Here is a 20,874-nt window from a genome sequence, read left to right on the forward strand (position 1 = left end):
GGGGGCGGCGGGGGCGGCGGGGGCGGGGTCACCGCAACCGGCGCAACCACCGGCGGCTCTTCGCCACCGAAGTTGTAGGTGATCGTGCCAAGCAGCGAGTGCGTGGCGACGCTGGTGTCGAGGTCGCGGCCGAACGGATCGACGAGGTTCACGTCGGTCGCGCGGAAGTAGCGATACTTCAGACCGACATCCCAAGAGTCGCTGATCGGCGCGCGGACGCCCGCAAGAAGCTGCCAGGCAAAGCCGGTGTCCGAATCGTTCCACACGCCCGGGCCGTTGGCATTCACGCGGCCGTCCATGTCGACGCGGGCCACGCCCACACCGCCACCGACGAAGCCCTGAACGCTGTCGTCATCGCCGAAATCGACGAGGCCGTTGAGCATGAAGCTCAGCGCGTTGACTTCACCCAGCGCGTCGCGCGTGCCGGTGAAGGTGTTAAAGCCGCCCGGCGCGCCCTGCGCGGGGTTGAGCGCGAGGCCCTGGCTGCCGGCGGTCACTTCCGAAAGATCGGCAGCGCGGTAGCTGGCTTCGGCTTCGAGGCGGAAGCCGCCGAAGTCATAGCCCACAATCCCGCCGAAATCGTAGCCGGTGTCATAATTGGCCGCCGCGTCGTCCGCAGCACCGTTGACATCGATCGACTGGTCTTGGACCACCATGACGCCGCCATCACCCTCGATATACCACTGGCCGTCGCGGGCCATGGCGGGCGTGGTCAGCGCGGTCGAAGCCATCGCCATTCCAATGACGAATTTGCGCATTTCCGGATTTCCCCTTTGCGTTAAACTTGAGGCACTCGCTTTCTCTATCTTTTCCCCCCGCGCGAGGCAAGCAGTCAATGCCCTTGTGGTGTTGCAAGAATGTCGCTGAAAAGGCCTTGTGGATAAAAATGTAACCCCAAAAGCGGCGGTAATCCGCCATTCGCAGGATTCATGGGAGCCTCTAGGCGAGAACACCCATGGTCTTCAGCGCCGTAATCAACGCCGTCAGGGTGTTGCGCGCCTGCACGTCGATAACCGTTCCACCGGACGCTGCGGCAACCACCGCAGCCGGCTGCCATTGTGTCCGGAAGATGACAAGTGCGCCGACCGCGCGGTCGTAAATCACCATGCCGTCTGCGGGCGGGATGAAGTGCCAGGCACCGGCAATGCGGACCGCCAGCTTTCCTTCCTGGCCAACCCATGCACCGGTGGCGGTCGCCGTCACCCGGTAGCACGCGCCGTCCAGCGGGCTTGCCGGCGGAGCCGCCTGCGAGGCGGTGACAGCGCGGGCGTGGAGCGCATCGAGCAAGCTCAGCGCCTCGTTAACGAAGAATTCCTTCTGCGCCTGCCCTGCAAGCATGGCTGTGCTGCGGCCCGCGCAGCGTCTCCGGCTCGGCGGCCGAGAACAGCTGTGCCTGCGCCCCGTTCTCGAACCGGATGCGGTGGAGCGAGGGTTCGAAATGCGGCTTGTGGCCCGGGCGGCAGACCGCAAGCAGCCCGCTTTCGCCCTCGACCATCACCGCCCGCGCCTCGGCCAGCGAGGAGGAGACCAGCGCGATCCGCGCGTCAGGGTGGCTATCGGCGATCATCCGCACCCATTCGGCACCCGCGCGGGTCTTGCCGAAGCCGCGGCCGGCCATGATCATCCACACCCGCCAATCGCCCGGCGGGGGCAGCTGTTCCTTGCGGGCGAGGTATTCCCACAGATAGTCGAAGCTATTCATCTGGTTCTGATCGAGGTCCTCGGTCAGCTCGCGGTAAACCCGTTCGCCATCGGCCTTCTCGATGTCGGGTTTATAGGGATCGGCGATCTGGTCGATCATCTCGTCATAGGGGCCGCTCATTCGCCCTTCCCTTCTGCTGCGGCTCTTTCGCGGGCGATGCGGCGGCGGATGTCCTCGATCTTGCGGTCGATCGAGGCGCGCACTTCGGCGGCGCTGACATCGCGCACCTGGCTTGCCGCGCGGCCCGCGTGATCGCGGTGGGCGGCGAGCAGACGGATCGCGTTGGGGAAGTCGAACTTCTCGCCATCGGCGGTCTTGGCATCGCCGTCGCGCAGGCGGCGGACCACCTCGAGCTCGAGGCCGAGATAGCCGTCAGCCAGGGCCGCCAGCCAGCCGCGCGCGAATTCGGGCTGGTCGCGGCGCGCCTGGCAGGCTTCGGCGATGCTGACGCCGGCGGTCGTCGCGGCGCGATCGAGGCTCGAGGTTGCGCTGAGGGTGTCGAGGAACCGCTTTTGCCAATGCTGCCCGCAGGCGGCTCCGTCACGGTCGGAACGGGCAGGCACGATCTTGGCCATGGGCGCCACTCCTTCGGCGAACGGAAGTGGGCAGCGCTTCCGGTGGGAAGCGCCGCCCGCTGGCGAATCGCTATTTCTGGATGATGTCCTTTGATAACCAATAAGCGTGACGATGTCAATCAAAATAACCATTCAGGTTAATTGACACATTCGGTTTCACGATCCACCGACAAGGGCTGCCACGCAATCTCGTTGCGCATACCGTATTGACGGCGCGCAACATAGCCCATGGTATCATTGGTGGCCGGGCGGGCAGGTGGACCGGGGGAGGAGGCTGCTTCGCGCGGCAGCGCGACAAATGCCGTCAGATGATCCCGATCGCCTTGCCGGCGCGCTCGAACATGCCGAGGATGGTCTGCACCTGCTCGGCCGTGTGCTCTGCGCACAGCGAGCAGCGCAGCAGGGTCATGCCCGCAGGCGTTGCCGGAGGCCTTGCGAGGTTGACGTAGAGGCCCTCCTTCAAGAGCGCTTCCCACATCATCGCGCCCTTTTCGAGATCGGGCATCATGACCGCGATGATCGCGCTCTGCGGGGTTTCGGTGCCCAGCTGGAAACCGAGCTCGATAAGGCCCTTGTGCAGTGTGCGGCTGTTCTCCCACAGGTGCGCACGCTTGTTGCCGCCATGCATCAGCTTGCGGATCGAGGTCGCCGAGCTTGCCATCACGGCGGGCGGAAGGGCGGCGGTGAACACATAGGGACGGCACACCAGGCGCATTACCTCGAACTTGGGGTGGTTGGAGACACAGAAGCCGCCCACCGTGCCCACGCTCTTGGAGAAGGTGCCGATGATGAAATCGACATCATCGATCACGCCCTGCTCTTCGGCGACGCCGCGGCCGTGCGCGCCGATGAAGCCCATCGAATGGGCCTCGTCGACCAGCACCATCGCGCCGTGCGCCTTGGAGATGCGCACCATCTCCTGCAACGGCGCGACATCGCCCATCATCGAATAGACGCCCTCGAGCACCACCAGCTTGCCCGCGCCTTCGGGGATGCGCTTCAGGCGCTTCTCCAGCGCTTCGACATCATTGTGCTTGAAGGGCACAACTTCGGCATTGCCCATCGCGCAGCCATCCCAGATCGAGGCGTGGCTATCGATGTCGAGGATGATGTAATCGCCCTTGCCCGCCAGCGTCGAGATGACGCCGAGGTTGGCCTGGTAGCCGGTCGAGAAGACCATCGCGTGGTCCATGCCGTAGAATTCGCGCAGCGCGGCCTCGACATCGCGGTGGTCGCGGAAGGTGCCGTTCAATACGCGGCTGCCCGTGGTCCCCGCTCCGAAATCCTCCATCGCCGCCTTGCCGGCCGCGATCACATCTGGATCGAAGGTCATGCCCATGTAGTTGTAGGTGCCGAGCAGGATCGTGTCGCGCCCGTTGCAGATCGCGCGGGTGGGCGAGAGCACCTGCTCCATCACCAGGTTGAACGGATCCTCCACCCCGGCGGCAAGCAGCTGCTCGCGGGTCTGGATGATGGGATCGAACTTGGCGAGCAGATCGACCGGTTCGGCAGCGGCGGTGGTGTCGTTCATGGCGGTTGCCATTATCAGCTATCCTGCAACTTGTGGACTGCCGCCACCAATTGGCCCCAGTTTTCGATCTCGGCCTGCTGGTTCATCGAGATGATGACGTCGAACTCGTCCTCGATCTCGGCGACGAAATCCATCACGGTAAGGCTGTCGAATTCGAGATCGCCGGCAAAGGTGGTCGCATCCTCGATGGCGATGCCCTTCTTGTTGAAGGGCTCGATCAGGGTGCGGATCTTGGCGTCGACGTCTGCGGGGGTCATGGCGTTCGTGCTTTCGTTGGACGGCATATGCGGCGTGTCGGTTGTGGCGCGGGCTCTAGCCCTCTATTACGGCTGCAAAACGGCGGATGATGCAGCTTGTCAAGCTTTCGCCGTGCAGGCTTCGGCCGCAGGGCCTTTCCGGGGGGAAAGAATGGGCAATGAAGTCACAGGGGCCGCCGCGCCCAAGGCAGCGCCTTCGCTGCCGTCGCCTTCGGGCTATTCCAATCACGCGATCCATCTGGTGCGCACCGCGCAGCAGATCAACCTGTCGCTCAGTCAGATGGCCGACCAGAAGGCCTCGATCCTGATGGGGGCGACTTTTCTCGTCTTCACCATCACCGTCGGGCAGGCCCGCAATGGCGAACTGCCCTGGTCGCTGGGAATGCTGGCGCTGTTCGCCTTCATCTCGGCGATGTGTGCGGTTTTCGCGGTGTTGCCTGCGGTCAGCAGCCCGGCGGCGGCAAAGCTCAATAACGGCAAGGTCAACAAGCTGTTTTTCGGCACCTTCACCGGCCTCGACGAACAGGAATGGATCGATTCCATCCTCGCCGAACTGCACGCCGATGAAACCGTGTTCCGCACCATGCTCCACGACATCTACCAGAACGGGCAGGTGCTCCAGCGCAAGAAGTACCGGTTCCTCGCCTATGCCTACAAGAGCTTCATGTTCGGCATGTGCCTGACCGCGATCACCTTCGTGATCGAGATGGCGGCGCATTACGTCTGAGGCGGGTCACACCAGCGCGTTGACCGCGTTCATGAAGGGCCCGATGGAGACCGGCTTGGAAAGATAGCCCTCGGCCCCCGCCGCGCGGATGCGCTCCTCGTCGCCCTTGGCGGCGAAGGCGGTCACCGCGAGCACCGGGATCGCCGCCAGCCGCCGGTCGCGCTTGGCCGCCTCGATCAGATCGACGCCGGAGACGCCGCCCAGCTGGATGTCCATGATGATGAGATCGGGCGAGACGGCGCGCGCGGTGTCGAGCACCTTGTCGCCTTCCGCCACGGGTTCCACCTCGAAGCCGTTGGCGCGAAGCACGTCGCAGAACAATTTCCGGTTGAGGTCATTGTCCTCGACAACCATGATCCGCTTTGTCACTGAACGCCCCGATTTGCCACCCGACCCGTTCGTTACTCCCAGCCGAAGGACAGGACAATCCCGCTTCGCCCCCTATCCGAGCCCCGCAATCCCGAAGGGCTGGCGCTGGCTGCGCTCGGCTGGGTGCTGGAGTGCGAGGATCGCGCCGCGCGATACCTTGAACTGACCGGGCTCGATCCCGATTCGCTGCGCAGCGGGCTGGGCGATCCGATGGTGCTTGCCAGCGCGCTCGAATTTCTCGCCAACCACGAACCCGATCTGATCCGCGCGGCAGAGGCGCTTGCCGTCACGCCCGAGGAACTGGTCGCCGCCAAGGACGCTTTGCAAGCATGACCCGCCCCCTGATCATCTCCGACTGCGACGAGGTGCTGCTGCACATGGTCGCCCCCTTCAAGAACTGGCTGGAGGCTTCGCAGGGCGTGAGCTTCCACCTCGAAGGCCACAACTTCGCCGAGGCGCTGCGTTGGCAGGACAGCGGCGAACTGCTCGCGCCGGCCGATATCTGGCGGATGCTGCGCAGCTTCTTCGACAACGAGATGGACTCGCAAAAGCCGATCGCCGGCGCGGTCGAGGGGATCAATACCCTTGCCGAGAAGGCCGACGTGGTGATTCTGACGAACCTTGTCGACCATCACCGCGATGCGCGGGCCGAACAGCTCGCCAAGGTCGGGATCAATGCGCGGGTGTTCACCAACCAGGGGCCCAAGGGACCGGCGCTGAAGGCGATCATCGACGAGTATGCCCCCACCCGCGCGCTGTTCATCGACGATCTCGCCCAGCACCATGCGAGCGTTGCCGAGTTCACCCCGCAGGTCACGCGGCTGCACCTGTGCGGCGAGCCGATGATCGCCCATGCCATTGATTGCGCACACAAGGCAGGCCACGCCGAGGCCCGGATCGACCGCTGGGACGAGGCCCTGCCATGGCTGCTTCAACGACTGGAGAACTGACACAATGACGATCGCCGCCAAACTCGCCGAACTCGGCATCACCCTGCCCAAGGCCGCAGCGCCGGTGGCGAGCTATGTGCCGGTGGTGGTGCATGGCGGCTTCGCCCATGTCTCGGGCCAGCTGCCTTTCGTCGACGGGCAGGTGGTCAAGGGCCGGCTTGGCGATGACGTCTCGGTTGCCGAGGGGCAGGCGGCGGCGCGGGCCTGCGCGCTGATGATCGTCGCGCAGCTCGAGGCGGCAGGGCTGCTCGAGCAGGTCGAACGGATCGTCAAGCTCGGCGCCTTCATCAACTGCACCGCGGGTTTCACCGACCAGCCCGAAGTGGCGAACGGCGCCTCGGACCTGATGGAAGAGGTCTTCGGCGCGGCAGGCAAGCACGCCCGCGCTGCCGTGGGTGTCCCGGCCCTGCCGCGCGGGGCGGCGGTCGAAGTCGACGCGGTGATCGCCCTCAAGGCATGAGCGCAAGGCCCGCTCCCGGCTGGCTGACGCAGTGGGAGTTTGCCCACCGCGGGCTGCATGGGCCGGGCGTGGCCGAGAACTCGCTCGCCGCCGCTGAGGGCGCCATCGCCCGCGGCATGGGGATCGAGTGCGACATCCAGCGCAGCCATGACGATCACCCGATCGTGTTCCACGACTGGGACCTCGCCCGGCTGACCGGCGAGGCGGGCGTGGTCGCCGAGCGCACCGCCGAGGCGATGGAGGCGCTCCACCTCCTGGGCACCGGCGAGCATCCGGTGCGGCTGGCGCGGTTCCTCGAGGTGGTGGCCGGACGCGTGCCGCTGCTGATCGAGATCAAGTCGCGCACCGGCTACGATGTCGAATGGACTTGCGCTTCGGTGGCATGGCTGCTGGACTCCTACAAGCATGACGTTGCGGTTATGAGCTTCGATCCCAAAGTGTCGATCTGGTTCGCTTCCGAAGCCCCTGCCGTTTGCCGCGGTCTGGTCGGCACCGACAGCTACGGGAACGGCTTCGAGGGGGTGTGGCGCTCACCTGATGCCGTGGCTGCGGCAGCACCCGACTTCCTCGCCATCGACGTGAGCGACCTTGGCCGGCCCGAGGCGGCGGCGTGGCGGGCAGGGGGGCATCCGCTGCTCACCTGGACCATCCGCTCTCCCGCGACCCGCGCCACCGGCCTCGCGCTCGCCGATGCCCTGATCGCCGAGGGGGACGGGCTGGCGTGAGCGGAGACGAGCTCACCGTCCGCATCGCCTCCTCGGTCGGCGCCTTCGATGCGCGCCAGTGGGACGCGCTGGGCGGCTGCGACAACCCCTTCGTCTCCCACGCCTTCCTTGCCGCGATGGAGGACTCGGGCAGCGTCGGCCCCGGCACCGGCTGGGAGCCGGCACCCATCGCCATCACCGCCGATGACGGCACGCTCCTCGCGGCGCTCCCCGCCTATGCCAAGGGCCATAGCCAAGGCGAGTATGTGTTCGACCACTCCTGGGCCGATGCCTGGCACCGCGCAGGCGGGCGCTACTACCCCAAGCTCCAGATCGCCGCGCCCTTCACCCCGGCGACCGGCCCGCGCCTGCTGCTCACCGACCCCGCGCTCGCCCCGCACCTCCTCAAGGGCGCCGAGGCGGTGTGCCTCCGCAACGGCCTGTCGGGCGCCCACGCGACCTTCATCGAACCGGCCCAGCTTGCGCTCTTCGAGGCGGCCGGCTGGATGCCCCGCTCGGACATCCAGTTCCACTGGTTCAACCGCGGGTATGCCAGCTTCGACGACTTCCTCGGCGCGCTCTCCTCGCGCAAGCGCAAGGACCTCAGGAAGGAGCGCGCGGCCGCAACCGAGGGCCTCACCATCCGCCACCTGACCGGCTCCGACATCCGCGAGGAGCACTGGGACGCGTTCTGGGTGTTCTACCAGGACACGGGAGCCCGCAAATGGGGGAGCCCCTACCTGACGCGCGAGGCCTTCTCGCTGCTGGGCGAGCGGATGGGCGAGCGGATCGTGCTGATCCTTGCCTATGACGGAGCGCAGCCGATTGCAGGCGCGCTGAATTTCGCGGGGCGCGACGCGCTCTACGGGCGCTACTGGGGCTGCACCCGCGAGGTGCGCTTCCTGCACTTCGAGCTGTGCTACTACCAGGCGATCGACATTGCGATTGCGCGCGGCCTCGCGCGGGTCGAGGCAGGGGCGCAGGGCGGGCACAAGCTCGCGCGGGGCTACGAGCCGGTGCAGACGTGGTCCGCGCACTGGATCGCCGATCCCGGGTTTCGCGCCGCGGTTGCCGACTTCCTCGGGCGCGAGCGGGCGGGCGTTGCCAGCGACCAGCTCTACCTCGGCAGCCGCACCCCGTTCCGCAAGGGCGAGTGAGACCGTCTCCCGCCGTGTAGGAGACACATGAGACACTGTCCTGAGGCGAAATTCCGCCCGCCCCGCAGACCGGCTTGTCACATGCGCGAACCAGGGGATTGGGGCGGACCATCTGCCGATAGTGCCGCAATCGGGGCGTGTAGGAAAACGCTTTCGATCCGGTATGCCGGCAGGGAGCGCGGGCCCCCGCAAGGGCGCGCAATGCTCAGGCCGCGCGCAGACGGCCTTCGGCGAGCCACTGGCGCGCGCGGCGCTGGGCTTCGGCGATTTCGCGGGCGGTCATTTCCTCGGCGATGTCGGCGCGGCAATGGGCGGCTTCCTCGTGCCCGCGCGCGGCGGCCAGGTTGAACCACTTGTGTGCCTCGATCAGATCGCACGGCGCACCGTTGCTGCCCGTCGAGAAGGCGACACCCAGGTCATAGCATGACCCCGCATCGCCGCGGCCGGCACCGGCCAGCCAGCCGCCGATCAGCCCCTCGCCCGGGTTCTCGCGGGAGGCATTTGCTCCGATCGCGATGATGTTCATGTCACTTCCCCTTCACCCGGCCACCCCCCTCGGCGGCCTTCCGTGATGGCAAGGTGCGGCAATTATGGTCAAAAATTAGTTAACGCGGTTTGCGCCTTGTAGCCCTTGCGTTTTTCCGCGCGCATTTGCCCCCATATTGCGTGCCAAAGCCGCTTGTGCGCCCTCGGGGGCTTGCCTATAGGGCGCGCATTGCTTTCCGCTTGCTGGGACCAAGTGAGCCAATGAAAAAATTCATGGCGTCAGGACGCGACGGTCTCCCCGGCGGCTCACGGAATGAGAGTGCGTGATGCCATCCACCGCGTCTGACGACATTGATGTTCTCGAAAAAGCCAAGCGTCTTCTTGCCCCGGACTACGTCCCGAGCGAGGACGAGGAATACATGAACGAGCGCCAGCAGGCCTATTTCCGGATGCTGCTGATCGAATGGAAGCGCTCGATCCACTCGGCGGCCGGGCAGACGCTGCAATCGCTCCAGGATGGCCCGATCCGCGAGGCCGACCTGACCGACCGCGCATCGAGCGAGACCGACTGGGGCATCGAACTGCGCACCCGTGACCGGCAGAGGAAGCTGGTCTCCAAGATCGACGCGGCGCTCAGGCGCATCGATTCCGGCGAATACGGATATTGCGAGGTGACCGGCGATCCGATCGGTCTGAGGCGGCTGATCGCGCGCCCCGTGGCGACCATGACGGTCGAGGCGCAGGAAGCCCACGAACGGCGCGAAAAGGTCTCGCGCGACGACTGATCGCCGCACGGCGGCGGGCAGCGGCAGGAAAGCCGGCTTTTCAACAGCGCCGGACAACCTGTTCCGCCTTGGGACACACCTCATCTTCAGCGCTCCACGGGGGTCACGCTTTACTGCCCGTTAACTGCGAAAGGCGCACCAGCAACGACGCACACGGGCGAGGTCGCATCCCGCGCCCCTTACAGACACACGGCATTGCCATTCTGCTCGGGAGGTTATCCGGAAGATGACGGGGGTTGAGACACGCAGTGTCGCACGTGACAGCCTGTTTCTGCTGGCTGACATTCGCGTCGAACAGAACGCCGAGGCATATCGTGTGCGCGTCAGCAATCTTTCGGATGGCGGCATGATGGGCGAGGGCCAGCTGCGCGTGCAGCGCGGTCACCGCGTTTCGGTCGAGCTGCGCAATATCGGCGCGGTCGGCGGGACCGTCGCCTGGGTGCAGGACAACCGCTTCGGCGTCGCCTTCGACGAGGAAATCGATTCGCAGAAGGCCCGCCGTCCGTTGCAGGGCGGCGAGGATCCGGCTTCGCCGGGAACCGCGCCCTCGTGGGCCCACCGCGCTCCGCGTCCGCCCGAACCGACGACGCTGCGCAAGATCTGAACCATTTTCGGGGCACTACCGTGCCCTGGCATGATCGCTGACGCTGACCTCGGGCTTGCAAGCTGCTAGGCCTTGGCGAATGCGAATCTGCCTGCTTCCGCTTGCCGTGCTGGCACTTGCGTCCTGCGGCGCGGGTGCGGGCGACGGGGCAGTCGCGGTCGCGATCATCGGCACGCCGGCCGGGATGTTCGATGATGGGGTGCGCCTTGCGCCGGCGGCCCAGCTGCTGCGCGGCGCCACGCATGAAGGGCTTGTCGCGCTCGACCAGTCGGGGCAGGTCGTCCCCGCGATCGCCGAACGCTGGATCGTCAGCGACGATGGCCTCAGCTACATCTTCCGCCTGCGCGACAGCAGCTGGCCGGACGGCGAGGAGATCACCGCGCCCGAAGTGCGCGACCAGCTGCGCCGCACGATGGCCCGGCTGGAAGGCACCTCGCTCGCGCTCGATCTCGGCAATGTGCGCGAAATCCGGGCGATGACGGGCCGGGTGATCGAAGTGCAGCTGACCGCGCCGATGCCCGATTTTCTGCGCCTGCTCGCCCAGAGCGAGATGGGGCTGACCCGCGGCGGGAGCGGCGCGGGACCGATGGCGATGTCGCGCGGGGAGGGCGATGGCAACGCGCGGCTCTCGGCGCTGCCCCCCGAAACCCGCGGGCTTCCCGCAAGGCAGGACTGGGAAGAGGTCGCGCGTCCGATCGCCGTCCGCGCGCTTGCGGCGGGTGCGGCGGTGGAGGCCTTCGCCCGCGGCGATGTCGATATCGTGCTGGGCGGCAGCATCGTCGATTTCCCGCAGGCCACCGCCATCGCCGGGCCGCTGTCGCGCGGGACGGTGCAGGTCGATCCGACCGTTGGCCTGTTCGGGCTGACGGTGCGGCGCGAGGCGGGGCTGCTGTCCGATCCCGCGCGGCGCGAGGCGCTGTCGATGGCGATCGACCGGCAGGCGCTGATCCAGGCCTTCGGGCTTGGCGGCTGGCGCGAGAACAGCTGGATCGTTCCGCCCGAAGCCTTCGCCGCGCCGACCTATGGCCAGGACCGCTGGGCCGGCGCCTCGATCGATGAACGCCGCCGCATCGCCGCAGCGCGGGTTGATGCGTGGAAGGGGCCGGGCCGCGCGCCTGTGGTGCGCCTCGCCCTGCCGCGCGGCGCGGGCAGCGACATCCTGTTCCGCCAGCTCGCCGAGGCCTGGGCGACGATCGGCGTCACCACCCGCCGCGCCGCGCCGGGTGAGCCGGCCGATCTCGAACTGCGCGACGTGCTGGCGCGCTATGTCTCGCCGGTGTGGTATCTCAACCAGTTCAACTGCCGCCTCGGCGCAGGGCTCTGCGCGCCGGCCGCCGATGCGCTGGTCAGGCAGGCGCAGGCGACCCGCGATCCCGCCAGGCGCGAGGTGCTGCTCGCCGAAGCCCATGCCGCGCTCGCCCAGAGCGAGGTCTATATCCCGCTCGGCGTGCCGGTGCGCTGGTCGCTGGTGCGCGGCACGCTCGGCAATTTCCAGCCCAACGCCTTCGCCTTCCACCCCTTGTTCCCGCTATCGCAGCCCACCACATAGGGGATATGGAACAGCCCATGCCCCGCCGCCCCGAACCGCTCGGCTTTTCGCTTCCCGCCGGCACCGATCCTGCATCGGTGCGCGCGCGGGTGGCGATCATGGAGCGGCTGCTGGAACGCAGCTTCACCATTCCCGGCGTGAACATGCCCGTCGGCCTCGATGCGATCATCGGTCTGGTGCCGGTGCTTGGCGAAGTCGTGACCGCCGCCATGGGCGCCTATATCGTGTGGGAGGCGAGGAACCTCGGCCTGCCCAAGTGGAAGCTCGCAAGGATGGGCGCCAATGTGCTGTTCGATACTGCGATCGGCGCGATTCCCGTGGTGGGCGATGCGGCGGACCTGCTGTTCCGTTCGAACAGCCGGAACCTCAGGATCCTGACCAGGCATCTCGACAAGCACCATCCCGAGACGCGGGTGATCGAGGGCTAGTTTCCTCAGGCGGCGCGGCGCGCTAGGGGACGGGCATGAGCGCCGATGTCACCTATGCGAGCTATCTCGATCTTGGCCGTATCCTTGCAGCCCAGCACCCTGCGTCCGATGCCCATGACGAGCTCTTGTTCATCATCGTCCACCAGGCGAGCGAGTTGTGGCTCAAGCTGTGCCTGCATGAACTGACCGCCGCGCGCGAGGCCATCGAGGCCGATGACCTGAGGCCCGCCTTCAAGATGCTCGCCCGGGTGGCGCGCGCGCAAGCGCAGCTGATCCAGAGCTGGGACGTGCTCAGCACCATGACCCCGCATGACTACTCGGCGATCCGCGCGCATCTGGGCGCGTCGTCCGGGTTCCAGTCGGCGCAGTACCGGATGATGGAATTCATGCTCGGCGGGCGCGATGGCAAGCATGTGCGGCTCCACCAGAGCAACGCCGAGTGGGCCGGGCGGCTGGAGGCCGAAGCGGGGCGGGCGAGCCTCTACGATGCGGCGATCCGGCTGCTGGCGCGGCGCGGCCTTCCCATCGATGCAGGCGTGCTGGCGCGCGATCCTTCCGCCCCCTACACTCCCGACGCCAGTGTCGAGGCGGCCTGGGCCGCGATCTACCGCGACCCGCAGGCGCACTGGGACCTCTATGAACTCGCCGAGAAGCTGGTCGACCTCGAATACCACTTCCAGCGCTGGCGCTTCGGGCATTTGAAGACGGTCGAGCGCATCATCGGCTTCAAGCGCGGCACCGGGGGCACGCCGGGGGTGCCCTATCTCGAAGGGGTGCTGAAGCAGGCCTTCTTCCCCGAGCTGCTCAGCGTCAGGACCGCGATATGATTCCTGAAGCGCGCGCCGCCGAATTCGATGCGGCCGATCCTTTGGCGGCCTATCGCGAGCGCTTCACGATCCCTGCGGGGGTGATCTATCTCGACGGCAACTCGCTGGGCGCGCTGCCCAAGGCGACCCCGGCGGCGCTGGCGCGGGTGGTCGAAAGCGAATGGGGCGAGGGGCTGATCCGCTCGTGGAACAGCGCCCGCTGGTTCGACATGGCAAGCCGCATCGGCGCCAAGATCGCGCCCCTCATCGGCGCCCGCCCGAATGAAGTGATCGCCTGCGATTCGACCTCGGTGAACCTGTTCAAGCTGATCGCGGCGGCGCTCCACATGCGCCCGGGCCGCAAGGTGGTGCTGTCCGAGCCGGGCAACTTCCCGACCGATCTCTACATGATCGCAGGGCTCGAAGCGCAAGGCCTCGCGACCCGCAGGCTCGCCGAACGCGAGCGGCTGGCAGAGGCGCTCGGCGGCGATGTCGCGCTGCTAATGCTCACCCACGCGCACTACAAGACCGGCGCACTGCATGACATCGCCGCCCTCACCCGCGCCGCGCACGAGGCGGGCGCGCTGGTCTTGTGGGACCTGTCGCATTCGACCGGTGCGCTGCCGGTCGACCTCGACGCGGCGGGCGCGGATTTTGCCGTGGGCTGCGGCTACAAATACCTGTGCGGCGGGCCCGGTGCGCCCGCCTTCGCCTTCGTCGCCGAGCGCCATCAGGCGGCGTTGCAGCAACCGCTGACCGGCTGGTTCGGCCACGCTGCGCCCTTCGCCTTTTCGGACGATTACGCAGGCGCGCCGGGTATCGAGCGGCTGCAATGCGGGACGCCTCCGGTGCTCGGGCTGGCGGCGCTCGAAGTCGGCGTCGATCTGATCGCGGCAATCGGCATTGCGCGTCTTTATGCCAAGTCGCAGGCGCTCTCCGAATTCTTCCTTGAAAGCCTGATGGCGCATGATGTGCCGCTGGAGCTGGTCAGCCCGCCGCGCGCCGCCGAGCGCGGGAGCCAGCTCTCGTTCCGCCACGCGCACGCCTACGCGATCTGCCAGGCGCTGATCGCGCGCGGGGTGATCGGCGATTTCCGTGCGCCCGATGTGCTGCGGCTGGGCTTCGCGCCCGCCTACCTGAGTTTCACCGACATGGCCGCCGCCGCCCGCCATCTCGCGGAGGTCTTGGCGAGCGGCGAGTGGCAACGCGAGGCATTCAACCAGCGGGCAGCGGTGACCTGACGGGGTGACTTTCGGCCCGCTGGGCCGCGAGCGCACCCGCGCGAGCCGCAGGCGCCCCGTAGCGCAGCGAAGGGAACCGCGCCGAGGACGAAGGCGCGGAGGCGCCTTCGCAACAAAATCAGCCGACCGCTCGATCAGCCTTATCGGCAGCATTCGTGCCCTTGATCATCGCACGCATCTGCTCCCACTCGGCATCGCCCAAGGCGCTCAGCATCGGGTAGAAGGTGCCGCCATTGGCCTGGAAGCCCGCGCCGTCGATGGCGATGGTCTGGCCGTTCACATATTCCGCGCCCGGCCCCATCAGAAACACCGCGAGATTGGCGAGTTCGTGCATCTCGCCCGCGCGGCCCATGGGATTGAGGCTGTTGCCTGAATTGCCGCCCGCCCCGCCGGGGTGCAGCCGCGCGCTCATGCCCTTGGTCGGGAAGAGGCCCGGGGCGATGGCGTTGAACCTGAGGCCATAGCGGCCCCACTCGGTCGCAAGGCTCTGGGTCATGGCGTTGATCGCGGTCTTGGACATGGCCGAAGGCACCACGAAGGCGCTGCCCGACCACACCCAGGTGGTGAGGATCGAGAGGAAGCTAGCCTTTTTCTTCTCCGCGATCAGCCGCTTGCCGATGTCGAGCGTAACGTAGAAAGTGCCGCGCATCACGATGTCGGCGATGGCGTTGAAGCCGTTGACGGACAGGTCTTCGGTGCGGCTGATGAAGTTGCCGGCGGCGTTGTTGACGACGCCCGTCAGCGCGCCGCCATCGGCCCAGATGGCATCGACCATCGCGTGTATGGCCTCGGCATCGCGGATGTCGCAGGCATGGCCGACGATCTTGCCACCATGGAGCGCGGTGAGTTCGGCGGCGGTCTCGTCGAGCTTGTTCTGGCGGCGACCGCAGATGTAGACCGTGGCGCCCAGCGTGAGGAAGGCTTCCGCCATCTCGCGCCCGAGACCCGTGCCCCCGCCGGTCACAAGAATCCGCTCGCCCGCCATCAACCCGTCGCGGAACATCAGTTTCGAAGCGTCCATTTCCGGTTTCCTCAGAGACCGAGAACGGTCTTGGCGATGATGTTCTTCTGCACCTCGTCCGAGCCGCCGAAGATCGTCGAGGCGCGGTTGTTCAAGTATTTGCCCATCGCGGTCTGGGCATATTCGCTGCCCACGGGTTCGGGCGCCTCGTTGCCGTAGAGCGGGCGCTCGAGCGGCAATTGCAGCGCGTCGGGGCCGAGCAGTTCGAGCCGCAGCACATCGACCTGCTGGCCGATGTTGGAGCCGAGCAGCTTGACCAGCGAGGTCTGCGGCCCGGGAGCACGGCCCTTGGCGAGTTCGGCGAGGATCCTGAGCTCGGTCACCTCGAGCGCCTCGGCCTCGAGCCTGACGCGGGCAAGGCGGTCGCAGAAGCGCGGGTCGTGCGCGATCGCGCCGTTGACGCCCGAGGGCTGGGTCTCGGCGAGCGTCTCCAGCCGCCCGATGCTCTGGAGCAGGCGCGGGGCGTAGCACGATCCGCCGCGCTCGTTTTCGAGCAGGAACTTGGCGATGGTCCAGCCTGCGCCTTCCGCGCCGATGCGGTTCTCGGCCGGCGTGCGCGCGTCGGTGAAGAACACCGCGTTGACCTCGTGATCGCCCGACATCGAATAGATCGGCGTCACCTCGACCCCCGGCTGGTCCATCGGGACGAGCAGGAAGCTGATCCCCTGCTGCTTCTTGACGCTCGCATCGGTGCGCACCAGCGCGAAGATCCAGTCGGCGTGGTGGGCGTGGGTGGTCCAGATCTTGGAACCGTTGATCACATATTCGTCGCCATCAAGGCGCGCCGAGGTCTTGAGGCTGGCGAGGTCCGAGCCCGAGCCGGGCTCGGAATAGCCCTGGCACCAGTAGTCGTCGCCCGACAGGATGCCGGGCAGGAAGCGCGCCTTTTGTTCGGGCGTGCCGAATTCGCAGATCACCGGGCCGACAAGGCGCAGCCCGAGGATCGCCAATGCGGGCGCCCCGGCGAGCGCGCATTCCTTCTCGAAGATGAATTTCTGCGTCGGGGTCCAGCCGGTGCCGCCGTCTTCCTTGGGCCAGTGCGGGGCGACCCAGCCTTGGCGATAGAGGATGCGGTGCCATTCCATGCCGATGTCCGGCTCGACGAACACGCCGGGGGTGCGGCGCGCCCCGTCGCGCAGCCGTTCGGGCAGGTTATCGGCGAGGAAGGCGCGAACGTCCTCGCGGAAAGCCAGATCCTCGGGCGAGAAGTCCATATCCATTGCAGTCAGTCCCAATTGCAATCCCGCAAGCTACGCAACTTGCGGGCCACCAGCTTCATTCCCCGTCCCGCGTTTCGTCCCTTTGGGCCCACGCAATCGTGCGCCGCAGCAGGTCGTAATAGACGTCGTAGTTCCACGCGCACATTTCCTTGTGCGGGTAGAAATCGGCCATGCCGGGAAGATCGTAATGCCCGCGGCAATGGCCAAGCGCGTTGTATACAATGCGCCCTTTCCCGATATCCCTCGTATAAACGATAGGAACCGTGGTCTTGTCCCAGTGGCTGTGGGTGAAGCCGGTCGCCTCGCCTTCGAAGGTGGTCTGCATCAGCGTGTCGATCGGCGCGGTGGTCTTGGAGAGGTAGAGCTCGTCCACCACCTCGAAATCCGCGATCCCGCGGGTCAGCTCGTGGTCCTTGTTCACCACTTCGACCGGGAACTTGTCGATCGGCGGGTGGGCGACGAACTGCGTGCCGAGCATCTCCATCACGTCGGGCCGCTCGTCGGGCGCATCGACCAGCCCTTCGGCGGTGAAGACCAGGATCGAGTTGGTGCCGTGGAGTGCCATCCACTTGCCGCCCGTCTCCATCCACGCCTTCAATTGCTGCGCCTGTTCCACGGTCGGCATCAGGTCGCAGGTGTAGGTGATGAGGAAGCGGCACTGGTCGAGCCGCTCGAGCCCCGAATAGTCCGCCGCCACGGTGGTGCGGATATGCGGGTGCTCGGCGAGCAGCTTGAGGATTTCGAGCCGAGGGTAGTCGATATCGTGATACTTGCCCGCAGCGATGAAATGCGCGTCGATGCGGGTGGCGGGTTGGTTCGGCATATCAGTTCCTGCCCCTTAGCTTCTGATGCTGCCGCCGCCGTCGACGGTGAGGTCGCAGCCGGTGGTGAAGCTCGCCTCGTCGGAGGCGAAGAACACCACCGCGCGGGCGACTTCCTCGGGCTCGCCGATGCGGTTCATCGGGTGGGTGGCGGCAAAATTGGTCTCGATGTTTTCAGGCGTGTCGGCGCCGGAGAACTTGTAGCGGTTGTACATCGGCGTGCGGATCGCGCCGGGGTGGACCATGTTGACGCGGATTGGCAGGCCCCGTTCGGCAAGGTCCAATGCGACCGATTGCGTCAGGCCCCTGAGGCCGGTCTTGGAGGCGGAATAGGCCGCCACGAAGCTCGCCGGGCGCAGCGCGATCATCGAGCCGATGTTGACGATGGCGCAGGGCTCGCCGCTCGCCGCCATCGCCGGGATCGCGGCGCGCATGCCGTAGAAGGGGCCGTGAAGGTTGATGTCGATGGTGCGCTCCCACACGTCCAATGCGCCCTCGGGGACGTTGCCGGGCTCGGAAATGCCGGCGATGTTGGCGAGCACCGTGAGCTTGCCGAAGCGCGCGAGGGTGGCGGCGACGGCGGCCTCCCACTGCGCCAGGTGGCGCACATCGAGTGGGGACGCCGCCGCGCGGTCACCCAGCTGTGCGGCGAGCGCTTGCGCCTTCTCGAGCTGCACGTCGCCGAGCATCACGCTGCCGCCCTCGGCGATAATCAACCGCGCGACCGCCTCGCCGATTCCTTCCGCGCCGCCCGATACCAGCGCGACCTTGCCCTGCATCCTGCTCATTCGCGCTCCAGGATCGCGACGCCCGAAAGGCCGGGTGCGCCGTAAACGTGGGAATAGCCGAACCTCGGCCCTTTGCCATTTGGGCCGGGCACCTGCCGCTCGCCCGCGCGGCCGCGCAGTTGCGTCACGTTCTCGTAGACCTGCCTCAGGCCCGAGGCGCCGATCGGCTCCCCGCAGGCAAGGCACCCGCCATCGGTGTTGACGGGAAGCTTCCCGCCGCCGATCTCGGTCCAGCCATTGGCGAGCCATTCCTCCTGTTCGCCGTCCTTGCAGAAGCCGTTTTCGGCCATGTGCATGATTTCCGCGCCGCTCTCGGTGTCCTGCAATTGCGCGACCGAGATGTCCTCGGGCCCGATCCCGGCCTTCTCGAAGGCGGCCTTGCTGGCCAAGACGGTGGGCTTGCCGCCTTCCTCGATGCTGATGCCGGCCTGGAACACCTCGAAGGAATTGGGCGGGCGGGTCTTCACCGCAACGCTGCGGATCTTGACCCCGTCGGCGCCCAGTTCCTTCATCTTCTTTTCCGAAGCGAGGATCAGCGCCACCGCGCCCTCGGCAGGCGAGCAGAACATGTATTTGGTGAGCGGATCGTTGATCATCGGCGCGTTCATGATCGTGTCGAGATCGACCGGGCTGCGCCGCCACGCGTGGGGCGTGATCGTGCCGTTGCGGAAGGCCTTTTCGGCGACGCGGCCCAATGTGGTGCGGCTGATGCCGTGGAGTTGCATGTAGCGCTGGATCTTCAGCGCGAAGAACTGCGTGGTCAGCATCATCCCGGTCTGGCCATACCATTCGGGCAGGCCATAGTCCGATGGCTTGGCGTTGAACGCGCCCCGCGGGTGCTTGTCGAAGCCCACGGCAAGCGCGAGGTCATACATCCCGCTGGCGATCGCCTGCTGCGAGGCGGCGAGCGCGCTGCCTCCCGTGGCGCAGCCATTGGCGACATTGGTGAAGGGGAGGCTGGTCAGCCCCAGCTCGTTGACCATGATGTCGGCATTGCCCGCCGCTGCCGAGCCGCCATAGGCGCATTCGATATCGGGCCATTCGAGGCCGGCATCGGTCAATGCCTCGCGCACCGCATAGACGCCCTGTTCGCGGCCCGAGCGGCTGTCGGTGCGGCCAAAGGGATGGATCCCGGCGCCGATGATATAGACGTTCTCGCTCATGCGGCTTTGCTTTCGCTGGCGGTGGCAGGACGGAAGGCGAAGGTGTCGTAGCGCGCGTTGAACGGCACGATGCAGAATTCGAGCTCCAGCCCCAAGTGGAGGTCTTCAAGCCGGCAATCGACGATGCGGCTTTCGACGATCACCTCGCCGGGCAGTTCGACATAGCCGAGGAGGTAAGGCTGGAAATCGGGCGGGCCTTCGCCGGGCCCCGAGCCTGGGCCTTCATAGGGCTCCTTGGGGAGGAAGCCCTGGCTGGTCCACGACCACAGCTTGCCGCGGCGCGAGAGCTTGTAGGGCTCCACCCCCTCGGCCGCATCACCGGTCGGCATCGGGAAGACGATCTGCCCCGATGGCAAGCGCCCGCCCATCAGATGCGGCTGTGCGCCGTCGCTCCACAGGTCCGGGTCGATCTTTTCGCCCATGTCTCTTGTCCCCTCCAGCTGGCCGTCAGGCGGCCAGTGCATACTCCGCAAGCACCGTATCGACGTCGCCGAACAGGCGGGCGAGCACCAGCACGCGCTTCAGCGCATGGCCGATCGCCAGTTCGTCGGTAATCCCCATGCCGCCGTGCATCTGCACCGCCTCGCGGGCGATCGCATCGACGTTCTCGCCGATATAGGCCTTGGCCCCGGCGGCGGCGCGCTGCCATTTTTCCGCGTCGCCGCGGTCGGTCAATGCCGCACGGTAAAGCATTGATCGTGCTTGTTCTTCCTTGGCGTAGCAATCCACCAGCCGGTGCTGCAAAGCCTGGAAGCTCCCGATCGCGACGCCGAACTGCTCGCGCTCCTTCACATAGGTGAGCGTGTCGCCCAGCAGGCGCTGGCCGAGGCCGACCATCTCGGCGGCCGCATAGAGCCTGAGGTCGGCGACAATGCCATCGAGCGCCGCCGGATCGAGCGCCAGCCTGGCGCTCGCCGGTGTGCGGTTGAGCTTGATCTCGCCCGCGATGCTGCCATCCGCGAGGCGATAGGCGCGCACTTCGAGGCCCGGCGCATCACGCGGCACGAGGAAGCACGCAGTCTGGCCGCCAAGGTCCGCGGTGACGATGAACAGGTCGGCAAGAGCTGCGCCCATCACCATCGTCTTCTCGCCGGTGAGGGTGAAGCCGTCTCCTACGCTCTCCGCCTTCATGCCCTTGGCCTTGAGGCTGTAGCGCTGCCCGCGTTCGGTCCAGGCGAAGGTGGCGAGGGTCTCGCCCGACAGCACGCCCTCCAGCACATCGCCCGCAGCCCCGCGTTCGAGCAGCAGGGCGGGGCAAATGCCGTGTTCGAGCAGCGGGTCGGGCGCATTGGCCTTGCCGATCGCTTCGAGCACCAGCGCCAGATCGACCGCCGATCCGCCCATGCCGCCCGCGTCTTCACCGGCGGCGAGCGCAACCAGGCCCATCCCGGCAAGGTCCTGCCAGCGCGCGCGGTCATAGCCGGTGGGCGATAGGCGCAGGCGGCGGCGGGCCTCGACGTCGATGGGCGCGGCGAAGCGTTCCACCGAGGTGACGAACATCTGCTGTTCTTCGGACAGGTCGAAATTCAT

The 20,874-nt window shown here is 66.8% G+C and carries 26 protein-coding genes and 1 pseudogene; 12 read left to right on the top strand and 15 right to left on the bottom strand.

Translation table 11 applies throughout. The annotated features are described in order from the left end of the window. From D620_RS0105565 to D620_RS0105590, 6 genes and pseudogenes are all read right to left on the bottom strand, one after another. A partial coding sequence (locus tag D620_RS0105565) for an outer membrane protein (protein ID WP_033376286.1) occupies positions 1-758 on the bottom strand: 758 nt, incomplete at its 3' end. Between the two features lie 181 nt (positions 759-939). Then, positions 940-1,338, bottom strand: coding sequence for a DUF2793 domain-containing protein (locus D620_RS14740; RefSeq protein ID WP_033376288.1), 399 nt, complete (start codon positions 1,336-1,338; stop codon positions 940-942). Next, a pseudogene (locus D620_RS0105575) lies at positions 1,334-1,702 on the bottom strand (terminase large subunit domain-containing protein); the annotation flags it as partial. The pseudogene D620_RS0105575 and the gene D620_RS14740, both read right to left, overlap by 5 nt. Before the next feature lie 116 nt (positions 1,703-1,818). Next, on the bottom strand, positions 1,819-2,277 hold the full coding sequence (locus tag D620_RS0105580) for a hypothetical protein (protein ID WP_017664808.1): 459 nt from the start codon (positions 2,275-2,277) through the stop codon (positions 1,819-1,821). A 304-nt stretch (positions 2,278-2,581) separates the two neighbouring features. Continuing rightward, on the bottom strand, positions 2,582-3,820 hold the full coding sequence (gene spt / locus D620_RS0105585) for a serine palmitoyltransferase (protein ID WP_017664809.1): 1,239 nt from the start codon (positions 3,818-3,820) through the stop codon (positions 2,582-2,584). Positions 3,821-3,822: 2 nt separating this feature from the next. Then, positions 3,823-4,065, bottom strand: coding sequence for an acyl carrier protein (locus D620_RS0105590; protein ID WP_026091981.1), 243 nt, complete (start codon positions 4,063-4,065; stop codon positions 3,823-3,825). Between the two features lie 151 nt (positions 4,066-4,216). Here D620_RS0105590 and D620_RS0105595 point away from each other — a divergent pair, with 151 nt between their 5' ends. Beyond that, on the top strand, positions 4,217-4,792 hold the full coding sequence (locus D620_RS0105595; RefSeq protein WP_017664811.1) for a Pycsar system effector family protein: 576 nt from the start codon (positions 4,217-4,219) through the stop codon (positions 4,790-4,792). A 6-nt stretch (positions 4,793-4,798) separates the two neighbouring features. Here the strand turns inward: D620_RS0105595 and D620_RS0105600 are convergent, their stop codons facing one another. Further along, positions 4,799-5,161, bottom strand: a complete 363-nt coding sequence (locus D620_RS0105600; RefSeq protein WP_026091982.1) for a response regulator — start codon at positions 5,159-5,161, stop codon at positions 4,799-4,801. A 123-nt stretch (positions 5,162-5,284) separates the two neighbouring features. Between D620_RS0105600 and D620_RS0105605 the strand changes: the two genes are divergently transcribed. The 5 genes from D620_RS0105605 to D620_RS0105625 are packed head-to-tail and all read left to right on the top strand — an operon-like array spanning position 5,285 to position 8,432. Then, complete coding sequence (locus D620_RS0105605) at positions 5,285-5,494, top strand: DUF3572 family protein (RefSeq protein WP_017664813.1); 210 nt, start codon at positions 5,285-5,287, stop codon at positions 5,492-5,494. Continuing rightward, complete coding sequence (locus tag D620_RS0105610; RefSeq protein ID WP_017664814.1) at positions 5,491-6,111, top strand: hypothetical protein; 621 nt, start codon at positions 5,491-5,493, stop codon at positions 6,109-6,111. The genes D620_RS0105605 and D620_RS0105610 overlap by 4 nt, the downstream gene beginning before the upstream one ends. A gap of 4 nt (positions 6,112-6,115) precedes the next feature. Beyond that, the gene (locus D620_RS0105615; protein WP_017664815.1) at positions 6,116-6,571 is read left to right on the top strand and encodes a RidA family protein; all 456 of its coding nucleotides are present in this window, start codon (positions 6,116-6,118) and stop codon (positions 6,569-6,571) included. Continuing rightward, positions 6,568-7,296 carry a glycerophosphodiester phosphodiesterase family protein gene (locus tag D620_RS0105620; RefSeq protein ID WP_026091983.1) on the top strand — a complete coding sequence of 243 codons (729 nt, stop codon included), beginning with the start codon at positions 6,568-6,570 and terminating at the stop codon, positions 7,294-7,296. The genes D620_RS0105615 and D620_RS0105620 overlap by 4 nt, the downstream gene beginning before the upstream one ends. Beyond that, positions 7,293-8,432, top strand: coding sequence for a GNAT family N-acetyltransferase (locus D620_RS0105625; RefSeq protein ID WP_017664817.1), 1,140 nt, complete (start codon positions 7,293-7,295; stop codon positions 8,430-8,432). Before D620_RS0105620 ends, D620_RS0105625 begins: the two co-directional genes overlap by 4 nt. A gap of 205 nt (positions 8,433-8,637) precedes the next feature. Here D620_RS0105625 and D620_RS0105630 read toward each other — a convergent pair whose 3' ends face one another. Further along, positions 8,638-8,958 (bottom strand): sel1 repeat family protein, encoded by a 321-nt coding sequence (locus D620_RS0105630; protein ID WP_017664818.1) that lies wholly within the window; start codon positions 8,956-8,958, stop codon positions 8,638-8,640. A 286-nt stretch (positions 8,959-9,244) separates the two neighbouring features. On the opposite strand from D620_RS0105630, the gene dksA reads away from it, so the two are divergent. The 6 genes from dksA to kynU all read left to right on the top strand — a co-directional run bounded on the left by dksA (position 9,245) and on the right by kynU (position 14,331). Continuing rightward, positions 9,245-9,703: an RNA polymerase-binding protein DksA gene (dksA, locus tag D620_RS0105635; RefSeq protein ID WP_026091984.1), complete on the top strand. Its 459-nt coding sequence runs from the start codon at positions 9,245-9,247 to the stop codon at positions 9,701-9,703. Positions 9,704-9,929: 226 nt separating this feature from the next. Further along, entirely contained in the window at positions 9,930-10,307 is a 378-nt protein-coding gene (locus tag D620_RS0105640; protein WP_026091985.1) for a PilZ domain-containing protein, read from the top strand. Between the two features lie 106 nt (positions 10,308-10,413). Beyond that, a complete protein-coding gene (locus tag D620_RS0105645) occupies positions 10,414-11,856 on the top strand; it encodes an ABC transporter substrate-binding protein (RefSeq protein ID WP_233991992.1) in 1,443 nt (480 codons plus the stop codon). 17 nt (positions 11,857-11,873) lie between these two features. Beyond that, on the top strand, positions 11,874-12,284 hold the full coding sequence (locus D620_RS0105650; RefSeq protein WP_026091986.1) for a DUF4112 domain-containing protein: 411 nt from the start codon (positions 11,874-11,876) through the stop codon (positions 12,282-12,284). 35 nt (positions 12,285-12,319) lie between these two features. Beyond that, positions 12,320-13,111 carry a tryptophan 2,3-dioxygenase gene (locus D620_RS0105655; protein ID WP_017664823.1) on the top strand — a complete coding sequence of 264 codons (792 nt, stop codon included), beginning with the start codon at positions 12,320-12,322 and terminating at the stop codon, positions 13,109-13,111. Further along, positions 13,108-14,331 (top strand): kynureninase, encoded by a 1,224-nt coding sequence (gene kynU, locus D620_RS0105660; protein ID WP_017664824.1) that lies wholly within the window; start codon positions 13,108-13,110, stop codon positions 14,329-14,331. Before D620_RS0105655 ends, kynU begins: the two co-directional genes overlap by 4 nt. A gap of 118 nt (positions 14,332-14,449) precedes the next feature. On the opposite strand, the gene D620_RS0105665 is transcribed toward kynU, so the two are convergent. Genes D620_RS0105665 through D620_RS0105695 form a run of 7 tightly spaced genes read right to left on the bottom strand, consistent with a single transcriptional unit; the run spans position 14,450 to position 20,874 of the window. Then, complete coding sequence (locus D620_RS0105665) at positions 14,450-15,352, bottom strand: SDR family oxidoreductase (RefSeq protein ID WP_017664825.1); 903 nt, start codon at positions 15,350-15,352, stop codon at positions 14,450-14,452. An 11-nt stretch (positions 15,353-15,363) separates the two neighbouring features. Further along, the gene (locus D620_RS0105670; protein WP_017664826.1) at positions 15,364-16,572 is read right to left on the bottom strand and encodes an acyl-CoA dehydrogenase family protein; all 1,209 of its coding nucleotides are present in this window, start codon (positions 16,570-16,572) and stop codon (positions 15,364-15,366) included. Between the two features lie 55 nt (positions 16,573-16,627). Then, complete coding sequence (locus tag D620_RS0105675; protein ID WP_017664827.1) at positions 16,628-17,395, bottom strand: ThuA domain-containing protein; 768 nt, start codon at positions 17,393-17,395, stop codon at positions 16,628-16,630. Positions 17,396-17,410: 15 nt separating this feature from the next. Next, positions 17,411-18,181, bottom strand: coding sequence for an SDR family NAD(P)-dependent oxidoreductase (locus tag D620_RS0105680; protein ID WP_026091987.1), 771 nt, complete (start codon positions 18,179-18,181; stop codon positions 17,411-17,413). Next, a complete protein-coding gene (locus tag D620_RS0105685) occupies positions 18,178-19,344 on the bottom strand; it encodes a thiolase family protein (RefSeq protein WP_017664829.1) in 1,167 nt (388 codons plus the stop codon). Before D620_RS0105685 ends, D620_RS0105680 begins: the two co-directional genes overlap by 4 nt. After that, positions 19,341-19,766, bottom strand: a complete 426-nt coding sequence (locus tag D620_RS14745; RefSeq protein WP_017664830.1) for a Zn-ribbon domain-containing OB-fold protein — start codon at positions 19,764-19,766, stop codon at positions 19,341-19,343. Before D620_RS14745 ends, D620_RS0105685 begins: the two co-directional genes overlap by 4 nt. Positions 19,767-19,791: 25 nt before the next feature. Then, on the bottom strand, positions 19,792-20,874 hold the full coding sequence (locus tag D620_RS0105695; RefSeq protein WP_017664831.1) for an acyl-CoA dehydrogenase family protein: 1,083 nt from the start codon (positions 20,872-20,874) through the stop codon (positions 19,792-19,794).

Source organism: Porphyrobacter sp. AAP82 (assembly GCF_000331285.1).
In the GTDB taxonomy this organism is placed as follows: Bacteria; Pseudomonadota; Alphaproteobacteria; order Sphingomonadales; family Sphingomonadaceae; genus Erythrobacter.